At 74.5% G+C, this 8,297-nt stretch carries 6 protein-coding genes and 1 pseudogene; 1 reads left to right on the top strand and 6 read right to left on the bottom strand.

Annotation, left to right across the window (positions count from 1 at the left end; genetic code table 11):
* Positions 1-733 (top strand): annotated as a pseudogene (locus V7E46_RS30460) (cellulose-binding protein); the annotation flags it as partial.
* A 500-nt stretch (positions 734-1,233) separates the two neighbouring features.
* On the opposite strand, the gene acs reads toward V7E46_RS30460, so the two are convergent.
* The 6 genes from acs to V7E46_RS30430 all read right to left on the bottom strand — a co-directional run bounded on the left by acs (position 1,234) and on the right by V7E46_RS30430 (position 8,183).
* Complete coding sequence (gene acs / locus V7E46_RS30455; protein WP_333771433.1) at positions 1,234-3,189, bottom strand: acetate--CoA ligase; 1,956 nt, start codon at positions 3,187-3,189, stop codon at positions 1,234-1,236.
* Positions 3,186-3,818 (bottom strand): acetate uptake transporter, encoded by a 633-nt coding sequence (locus V7E46_RS30450; RefSeq protein WP_333771432.1) that lies wholly within the window; start codon positions 3,816-3,818, stop codon positions 3,186-3,188. Before V7E46_RS30450 ends, acs begins: the two co-directional genes overlap by 4 nt.
* Positions 3,819-3,965: 147 nt before the next feature.
* On the bottom strand, positions 3,966-5,726 hold the full coding sequence (locus tag V7E46_RS30445) for a sodium/solute symporter (RefSeq protein WP_333771431.1): 1,761 nt from the start codon (positions 5,724-5,726) through the stop codon (positions 3,966-3,968).
* A complete protein-coding gene (locus V7E46_RS30440; RefSeq protein WP_333771430.1) occupies positions 5,723-6,172 on the bottom strand; it encodes a hypothetical protein in 450 nt (149 codons plus the stop codon). The genes V7E46_RS30445 and V7E46_RS30440 overlap by 4 nt, the downstream gene beginning before the upstream one ends.
* 65 nt (positions 6,173-6,237) lie before the next feature.
* Positions 6,238-6,996: a LytR/AlgR family response regulator transcription factor gene (locus tag V7E46_RS30435; RefSeq protein WP_333771429.1), complete on the bottom strand. Its 759-nt coding sequence runs from the start codon at positions 6,994-6,996 to the stop codon at positions 6,238-6,240.
* Positions 6,993-8,183, bottom strand: a complete 1,191-nt coding sequence (locus V7E46_RS30430) for a histidine kinase (protein WP_443054402.1) — start codon at positions 8,181-8,183, stop codon at positions 6,993-6,995. Before V7E46_RS30430 ends, V7E46_RS30435 begins: the two co-directional genes overlap by 4 nt.
* Between the last annotated feature and the right edge of the window lie 114 nt (positions 8,184-8,297).

Genomic DNA, 8,297 nt, shown 5'->3' with positions numbered 1-8,297 from the left:
GCCCACCACCCCGCCCACCACGCCGCCCACCACGCCGCCGCCGTCCGGCTGCTCCGGCACGGTGATCTGCTCGGACTTCGAGGACCAGACCGGCACCGCGCCCTCCGGGCAGTGGCAGCCGGCCGCGCCCGACTGCTCGGGCACCGGCGCTGTCGCCGTCGACACGGCGGTCGCGCACAGCGGGACCCGGTCGCTGCGGGTGGACGGCCACGCCGGCTACTGCAACCACGCCTTCGTCGCGGACACCCAGGACCTGTCCGCGGTCGGCCCGGTGATGTACGTACGGCTGTGGGTGCGGCACACCACCGCGCTGCCGGCCGCGCATGTCGCCTTCGTGTCGATGCCGGACTCCTCGCAGGGCGGCCGCGCGCTGCGGATCGGCGGGCAGAACGGCGCGTTGCAGTGGAATCGCGAGACCGACGACGCGACGCTGCCCGAGCAGAGCCCGGCGGGCGTCGCGCTGAGCCGCCCGCTGCCCACCGGCAGCTGGCAGTGCCTGCGGTTCGCCGTCGGCACCACCGCGCCGTCCCTGCAGACCTGGCTGGGCGACCAGGACGTGGCGGGGCTGCGGGTGGACGGCGTACCGACCGCCGACGTGGACCGGCAGTGGCTGTCGCGCACCACCCCGCCCAGGCCGACCGCGCTGCGCCTGGGCTGGGAGAGTTACGGCACCGGTGACGACACCCTGTGGTTCGACGATGTGGCGGTCGGCTCCTCGCCGATCGGCTGCTGAGGCCGCCTGACCGCGCGGTTCACGCGTGGGCGGCCGGTCCGCCGTCGGTGGCGGACCGGCCGCCCGCTCCCCGGTGGGGGCGCGCGGGCCGGCCGCCGGCGGCACAGGTCCGCTGGACGAACGCCGCCGCGGACCGGCCGCGGACCGGGAATCACGCCGGCTTTCGGCCAACCGACGTGAGCTGCGGTTTCATATCCTCTGGGAGTGCGCCAGCGCATCGACCTCGCCATCGACTACGGCGACCCGGCGGGCTCGGCGGAGGCCGACTTCGGCGAGGTGCCGTGGCGGCAGGCGCACCACTGGGCGGAGCTGGCCATCCCGCTGCCCGCGCCCGGGCGGCATGTGCTGACGCTGCACACCGTGAGGAACGGGCTGATGAACTACGCCCGGCTCGACATCAGGGGGCGCGAGCGGGCCGTCCGGGGGGGGCGGCCCGGCCCCCGGGCGGACCCGCTCTCAGGGAGCGGGTCCGCCCGGGGACGCTTCGAGGAGCGGCGGGCTCAGGACCCGTCGGGCAGCCGCTCGCGGATCGCGTCCATCACCGAGGAGTCCGTCAGCGTCGTGACATCGCCGAGTTCACGGTTCTCCGCGATGTCCCGCAGCAGCCGGCGCATGATCTTCCCCGAGCGGGTCTTGGGAAGTTCCGCGACCACCAGGATCTGCCGCGGCCGGGCGATCGCCCCGATCTCCTTGGCCACATGGGCCCGCAGTTCCTGCGCCGGGTCCTCGTCCGCGCCCTTGGCCGCCGCGTCGCCGCGCAGGATGACGAAGGCGACGATGCCCTGCCCGGTGGTCGGGTCGGCGGCGCCGACGACCGCGGCCTCGGCGACCAGCGGGTGGGACACCAGCGCCGACTCCACCTCGGTGGTGGAGATCCGGTGCCCGGAGACGTTCATGACGTCGTCCACCCGGCCCAGCAGCCAGATGTCGCCGTCCTCGTCCTTCTTGGCGCCGTCACCGGCGAAGTAGCGGCCGGGGAAGCGCGACCAGTACGTGTCCAGGTAGCGCTGCTCGTCGCCCCAGATGGTGCGCAGCATCGCCGGCCACGGCCGGGTCAGCACCAGGTACCCGCCGGAGCCGTTCGGCACCGGCTCGCCCGCGTCGTCCACCACCTCGGCGCAGATGCCGGGCAGCGGGCGCAGCGCGGAGCCCGGCTTGCAGGTGCTGACACCGGGCAGCGGACTGATCATCTGGGCGCCGGTCTCGGTCTGCCACCAGGTGTCGACCACCGGTGTGCGGTCGCCGCCGACGGCCCGCCGGTACCAGATCCACGCCTCGGGATTGATCGGCTCGCCCACCGACCCCAGCAGCCGCAACGACGTGAGGTCGAAGCGGCCGGGGATCGCGTCACCCCACTTCATGAACGTGCGGATCGCGGTCGGCGCGCAGTAGAGGATCGTCACCTTGTACTTCTGCACGATCTCCCACCAGCGGCCCTGGTGCGGGGTGTCGGGGGTGCCCTCGTACAGCACCGAGGTCACCCCGTTGGCCAGCGGGCCGTAGACGATGTAGGAGTGCCCGGTGACCCAGCCGATGTCGGCGGCGGTCCAGTAGACGTCCCGCTCGGGCTTGACGTCGAAGACCGCCCAGTGCGACCACGCGACCTGCGTCAGGTAGCCGCCGGTGGTGTGCAGGATGCCCTTGGGGCGGGCGGTGGTGCCGGAGGTGTACATGATGTAGAGCGGGTGCTCGCTGTCGAACGCCTCGGGGGTGTGCTCGGCCGGCTGGGCGGCGACCAGGTCGTGCCACCACACATCGCGGCCCTCGGTCCAGCCGACGTCCTGACCGGTGCGGCGCACCACCAGCACGCTGCGGACGCCGGGGCACTGCTCGAGTGCCTCGTCGACGGCGGGTTTGAGCGCGGAGGCCGCGCCCTTGCGGTGGCCGCCGTCGGCGGTGACGACCACCCGCGCGTCGCAGTCCTGGATACGGCCGCGCAGCGCCTCGGCGGAGAAGCCGCCGAAGACCACCGTGTGCGGGGCGCCGATCCGGGCGCAGGCCAGCATCGCCACCACGGTCTCGGGGATCATCGGCAGATACAGCGCGACCCGGTCGCCGGCCCGTACCCCGAGCGAGAGCAGCGCGTTGGCCGCCCGGCTCACCTCGTCCTTGAGGTCGGCGTAGGTCAGGGTGCGGGTGTCGCCCGGCTCGCCCTCCCAGTGGAAGGCGACCCGGTCGCCGTGCCCGGCCCTGACGTGGCGGTCCACGCAGTTGTCGGCCACATTGAGCCGCCCGCCGCTGAACCAGCGGGCGAAGGGCGCCCGGCTCCAGTCGAGGACCTGCGTCCACGGCTGCGCCCACTCCAGCCGGGCGGCCTGTGCCGCCCAGAAGGCCTCGCTGTCCGCGGCGGCCTCCTCGTAGGCCGCCGCGGTGACGTTCGCCTGCTCCGCCAGCGCGGCCGGCGGCGGGAAGCGCCTTTCCTCCCTGAGCAGGTTGGACAGGGTCGCGTCACTCATGAGTGGGTGCCCTCGACCGGGCCGCCCCGTCCGGCGCCCGCCGACGCCACGCCGGCGAAGACCGGTACGACTGCGCGCTTCCAGGTGCTGTTGGTGACCACGGCGAAGGAGGCGTACCAGGCAAGCAGCGCGGTGAGCAGGCCGATCCAGCCGCCGGCCTTGGTGGCGGTGGTCGACTCGGCGAATTCGGCGACGGTCAGGACGACGAAGGTCGCGGCCAGCGCCACGAAGACCGCGAGCAGCGCGCCGTTGGTGCGCAGCGCGGCGACCGTCATGTAGACGGTGAAGATCGCCCATATCAGCAGGAAGAGCCCGGTCGCCTGGTGCGCGGTGTCGGGCGGAAGGTCGCCGACCACGAATTTCACGTAGGCGGCGTAGGACAGCCAGAAGGCGCCGTATGAGCCGAAGGCGGTCGCCCCGAAGGTGTTGCCCTTCCTGAACTCCCACATGCCGGCCAGCAGTTGGACGAGACCGCCGTAGAACAGCGCGAGCGGCAGGACCACCGGCAGCAGGTCGGCGTCGATCAGGTGGGCGTTGAAGGAGCTGAGCACGAAAGTGGTGGCGGCGAAGCCGGCCAGGCCCAGCGGACCGGGGTCGGCGACGGCGGGCTCGGGCACAGGACTGCTCATCTGCGGTTTCCCTCCACATTGAGGCACGGCAGGGCCGTGGGAGGACCGTTTCCGGTCGCGGCACACGCTAGGTCCGTGCCAGGCCCGCGACGAGGCGCCCGTCACAGGGAGTCGCCGAGCGGTGCGGTCGGTACGGCGGACGGTACGTCAGCTGCGCCCAGCGGTCGGCGGCCGGACCGCGGGCAGGGCCGCCCCGTCGGCGCCGACCTCCTCCGGCAGGTGCATCCGCAGCATCACCCGGTCCACCGCCGCGGGCGCCAGCCGGTGCCTGGTCAGCAGCGACACCGTGATCATCACGGTGAAGGCGACGGGCACCGTCCAGGCCGCGGGCTGTTCCAGCAGGGCCGCGCTCCAGCCGCGTCCGGGGCCGCGGACGCTGGTCAGCACCACCGCGACCGCCGCCAGCCCGCCGCCGGCGACCAGGCCGAGCAGCGCGCCGAGGTCGGTCAGCCCCCGCCACCAGATGCCGAGCACCAGTAGCGGGCAGAAGGATGATGCGGCGACCGCGAAGGCCAGCCCGATCGCGTCGGCCACCGGCAGCCCGGTGGTCGCGGTGGCCATCACCAGCGGCGGCACGCCCGCGACCAGCGACGCCCAGCGGAAGCCGCGGGTCGAGCCGCGCAGCAGGTCCTGCGAGACCACGCCGGCCACCGACACCGTCAGGCCCGACGCGGTGGACACGAAGGCGGCGAAGGCCCCGGCGGTGGCCAGCGCGGCGAGCAGCCGGCCGCCCTCGCCCGCCTGGGTGAGCTGCGGCAGGACGAGGACCGCGGTGTCGGTCTGCCCGGTCAGCAGCAACTGCGGCGCCAGCACCCGCCCCAGCGCCCCGTAGACGGTGGGCAGCAGGTAGAACACGCTGAGCAGCACCAGGACCAGGACGGTGGTGCGGCGGGCGGCCCGCCCGTCGGGGTTGGTGTAGAAGCGGACCAGGACGTGCGGCAGCCCCATCGTGCCGAGCAGGGTGGCGAGCAGGATCGAGTAGAGCGCGTAGAGCGGATGGGCCCGGCCGCCCGCGCCGGACAGCGGTTCGGCCCAGCGGGCGCCCGAGGAGGGGGCCAGGCCGTCCTTGTGCGGGACGGCGGCGCCGCGCGGGAAGGTCAGTTCGGTGCCGCCCTCCGCGCTGTGCCTGCCGTCGCCGAGGCGTACGCCGGCCGCGGCGTACGCCGTCCCGTCGAGCCGGCCGCTGACCCGTACGGTCACCGGAGCGGTCACGTCGAAGCGCACCGGGTCCTGCAGCCGTACGACCGTGGTGCGGCCGAAGCGGGGGACGTCGGGGCCGGTCAGCGCGGGAGCGCCGGCCGAGCGCCAGGCCATGACCAGGAAGAGCGCGGGGACGGCGATGGCGGTGAGTTTCAGCCAGAACTGGAAGCCCTGGACGAGGGTGACGCTGCGCATGCCGCCCGCCGCGGCCACACCGACCACGACGGCCGCGACGACCACCGCGCCGGCCCAGCGGGGGGCGCCGGTCACCGTCTGGAGGGTCAGCCCGGCGCCCTGGAGCTGCGGCACCAGGTAGAGCCAGGCGATGACCGCGACCAGGACGCCGGCCACCCGGCGGACCGCGAGGGAGCCGAGGCGTTCCTCGGCGAAGTCCGGCAGCGTGTAGGCGCCCGAGCGCCGCAGCGGGGCGGCGACCAGCAGGAGCAGCACCAGATAGCCGGCGGTGTAGCCGACCGGGTAGGCCAGCATGTCCACGCCGTAGGCCATCACCAGGCCCGCGACGCCGAGGAAGGAGGCGGCCGAGAGGTATTCCCCGCCGATCGCGGAGGCGTTCCACAGCGGCGACACCTCGCGGGAGGCGACGTAGAAGTCCGAGGTGGCCCGGGACAGCCGCAGCCCGTAGATGCCGAAGGCGACCGTGGCGACCAGGACCACGGCGAGCGCCGCCAGGCCGAGGCCGGGGTTCACCGGGCGGCGCGCGGGGGTGTGTCGGGGCTGTCCGACGCGTCGGGGCCGCTCAGCAGGTCGGTGAAGTCGCGCTCGACCCGCTCGGCGTGCCGGACGTGGAAGTAGGCCGCGCCCACCAGCAGCGGGTAGGCGACCGCCCCGAACAGCAGCCAGGGCAGGCGTATCCCGGCGACCTCGGCGGTGCGCAGCCCCGGCAGCAGCGCGAAGGCGGCGGGCAGCCCGCCGAGCACGGCGGCGAGCACGGCCAGCACGCCGAGCGCCAGCCGCAGTTGGTTGCGGACCAGGGAGCGTACGTAGAGCTGGCCGAGCTGCGGCTGCGCGTGCAGGTCGGCGGCGCCCGCCCGGGCCGAGTAGCCGCCGGTGCGGTGGCGGCGCGGCGCCGAGACGGCGACACGGCGGGGGGCAGGAGGCGGCACCGGGCCGGGCTCGGCGGACTGCTGGGGCACCTGCCTGGGCTGCGGCTTCGGTGCCGCCGCCGGTTTCGGGGCGCGGCGCGGTCCGCCGGGGCCGGTCATGACGGGCCGGGGCCCGGCGCGGGCGCCCAGCGCACCAGGACGTCGCGCAGCTGCCGGGTGTGGCGGCGGCTCACCGGGAGTTCGCTGCCCGCGACCCGCACGGTCCAGTGCCCGGCGTCGGAGCGCAGCTCCTCGACGTGCCGCAGCGAGACCAGGAAGCGGCGGTGGATCCGCAGGAATCCGTGCGCCTCCCAGCGTTCGGCGAGCACCGCGAGCGGCACCCGCACCAGTGGCGCGTGGCCCGCGGTGTGCAGGCGTACGTAGTCGCCCTGGGCCTCGGCGTAGGCCACGTCGTCGCGGGACACGAAGCGGGTGACGCCGCCGAGGTCCACGGGGATGCGCTCCGGGCCAGGGTCGGGGGCGGGCTGCTGCGGTCCCGCGCCCCCGTCGAGCAGCGCGGCCACCCGGCGCACCGCCTCGGCCAGGCGTTCGGCGCCCACCGGCTTGAGCAGGTAGTCGCAGGCCTTCAGCGCGAAGGCGTCGACAGCGAAGTCCTCGTAGGCGGTGACGAAGACGACGGCCGGCGGGTGGGCGAAGCGGCTCAGCACCCGGACCAGGTCGAGCCCGTCGAGTCCCGGCATCCGGATGTCGAGGAAGACCGCGTCGATCGGCTCGGCCTCCAGCAGCCGCAGCGCCGCGTCACTGCTGTCGGCGGCCAGCACCCGGCCGACCCGGTGGTCGCCGCGGAGCAGGTAGCCGAGGTCGTCCAGGGCGGGCGGTTCGTCGTCCACGGCCAGGATCCGCAGCGGTCTCATGACGCGTGCACTCCGTTCCGGTACTTCGGCACCCGGACGCTGATCTTCGTCCCGGCGCCCGGTGCCGTCTCCACGACCAGGCCGTACTCGTCGCCGAAGACCGCCCGCAGCCGCTCGTCGACATTGCCCAGGCCGAGCGAGTCCCCTCCGGCCTCCCCGGCGAGCTGGAGCCGCACGTCCTCCGGCTCCATGCCCACCCCGTCGTCCTCCACGCTGATCCGGCACTCCGCTCCCGCGTCCTCGGCCCTGATGGTGATCAGGCCCGGTGCCGCCTTGGGCCCCAGGCCGTGACGCACCGCGTTCTCCACGATCGGCTGGAGGCACAGGAAGGGCACCGCCACCGGCAGGACCTCCGGCGCGATCAGCAGATCGACCCGCAGCCGGGCGCCGAAGCGGGCACGTTCCAGCCGCAAGTATCGGTCCACCGACCGCAACTCTTCGGCGAGGGTACTGAACTCACCGTGCTTGCGCAGGCTGTACCGGGTCAATTCGGCGAACTCCAGAAGCAGTTCGCGCGCCTGTGCGGGGTCGGTACGGACGAAGGACGCGATGGCGGTGAGCGAGTTGTAGACGAAGTGCGGGGAGATCTGGGCGCGCAGGGCACGCAGTTCCGCCTCCATCATCCGGGTGCGGGAGCGGTCGAGTTCGGCCAGCTCCAGTTGCGCGATCACCCAGTGCGCGACCTCGCCCGCGGCCCGTACCAGGCCGGCGGACACGTGCCGGGCGTAGACGGTCAGCGCGCCGACGACCAGGCCGTCGACCACCAGCGGCACCACGATCGCCGAGCGGACCGGGCAGTCCGGGTCGCCGCAGTCGACGGTGCCGGCCGGCACCAGCCACGGGCGCCCCGCGTCGATCGCGTCCCCGGTGTGGGCGACCGCCTGCGCGGCGTGGTGCCGCCCCGCGCCGTCCCAGGCCAGCAGTTCGCCGCCGCCGACGACGGCGAGCGCGGGGGTGGCCAGCAGTGCCCGCAGATGCCGGGCGGCCTTGCGCGCCGATTCGGGGTTCAGCCCGTCGCGCAGCAGCGGGGCCGCGAGCGACGCCTCGTGCAGCGCCGCGAAGGCCGCGCGCTCCACCGGGGTGCCGAAGCCGCGCCGGCCGCGGACCAGCCAGAACAGCGCAGCCGCGGCGCCCGCGACCACCAGCATCACGGACACCACGGTGATCACCGACCTCATGGTCGGCATTATCGCCCGCACACCGCGAAGTGGTGCGGGTCGTGCACGTGTTGTGGGGGGGGGGGGGGGGGGGGGGGGGGGGGGGGCGGGGGGGTGGGCGGGGGGGGGGGGGGGGGGGGGGGG

Source organism: Streptomyces sp. IBSBF 2435 (genome assembly GCF_036815005.1).
In the GTDB taxonomy this organism is placed as follows: domain Bacteria; phylum Actinomycetota; class Actinomycetes; order Streptomycetales; family Streptomycetaceae; genus Actinacidiphila.
Note: the sequence above shows the minus strand (reverse complement) of the source record. Positions and strands in the feature narration are given on the sequence as shown.

Bases quoted from the DNA above. Each gene is read 5' to 3' on its own strand.
- acs (WP_333771433.1), bottom strand. From the start codon at position 3,189: ATGAGTGACGCGACCCTGTCCAACCTGCTCAGGGAGGAAAGGCGCTTC.
- V7E46_RS30450 (WP_333771432.1), bottom strand. From the start codon at position 3,818: ATGAGCAGTCCTGTGCCCGAGCCCGCCGTCGCCGACCCCGGTCCGCTG.
- V7E46_RS30435 (WP_333771429.1), bottom strand. From the start codon at position 6,996: ATGAGACCGCTGCGGATCCTGGCCGTGGACGACGAACCGCCCGCCCTG.
- V7E46_RS30430 (WP_443054402.1), bottom strand. From the start codon at position 8,183: ATGCCGACCATGAGGTCGGTGATCACCGTGGTGTCCGTGATGCTGGTG.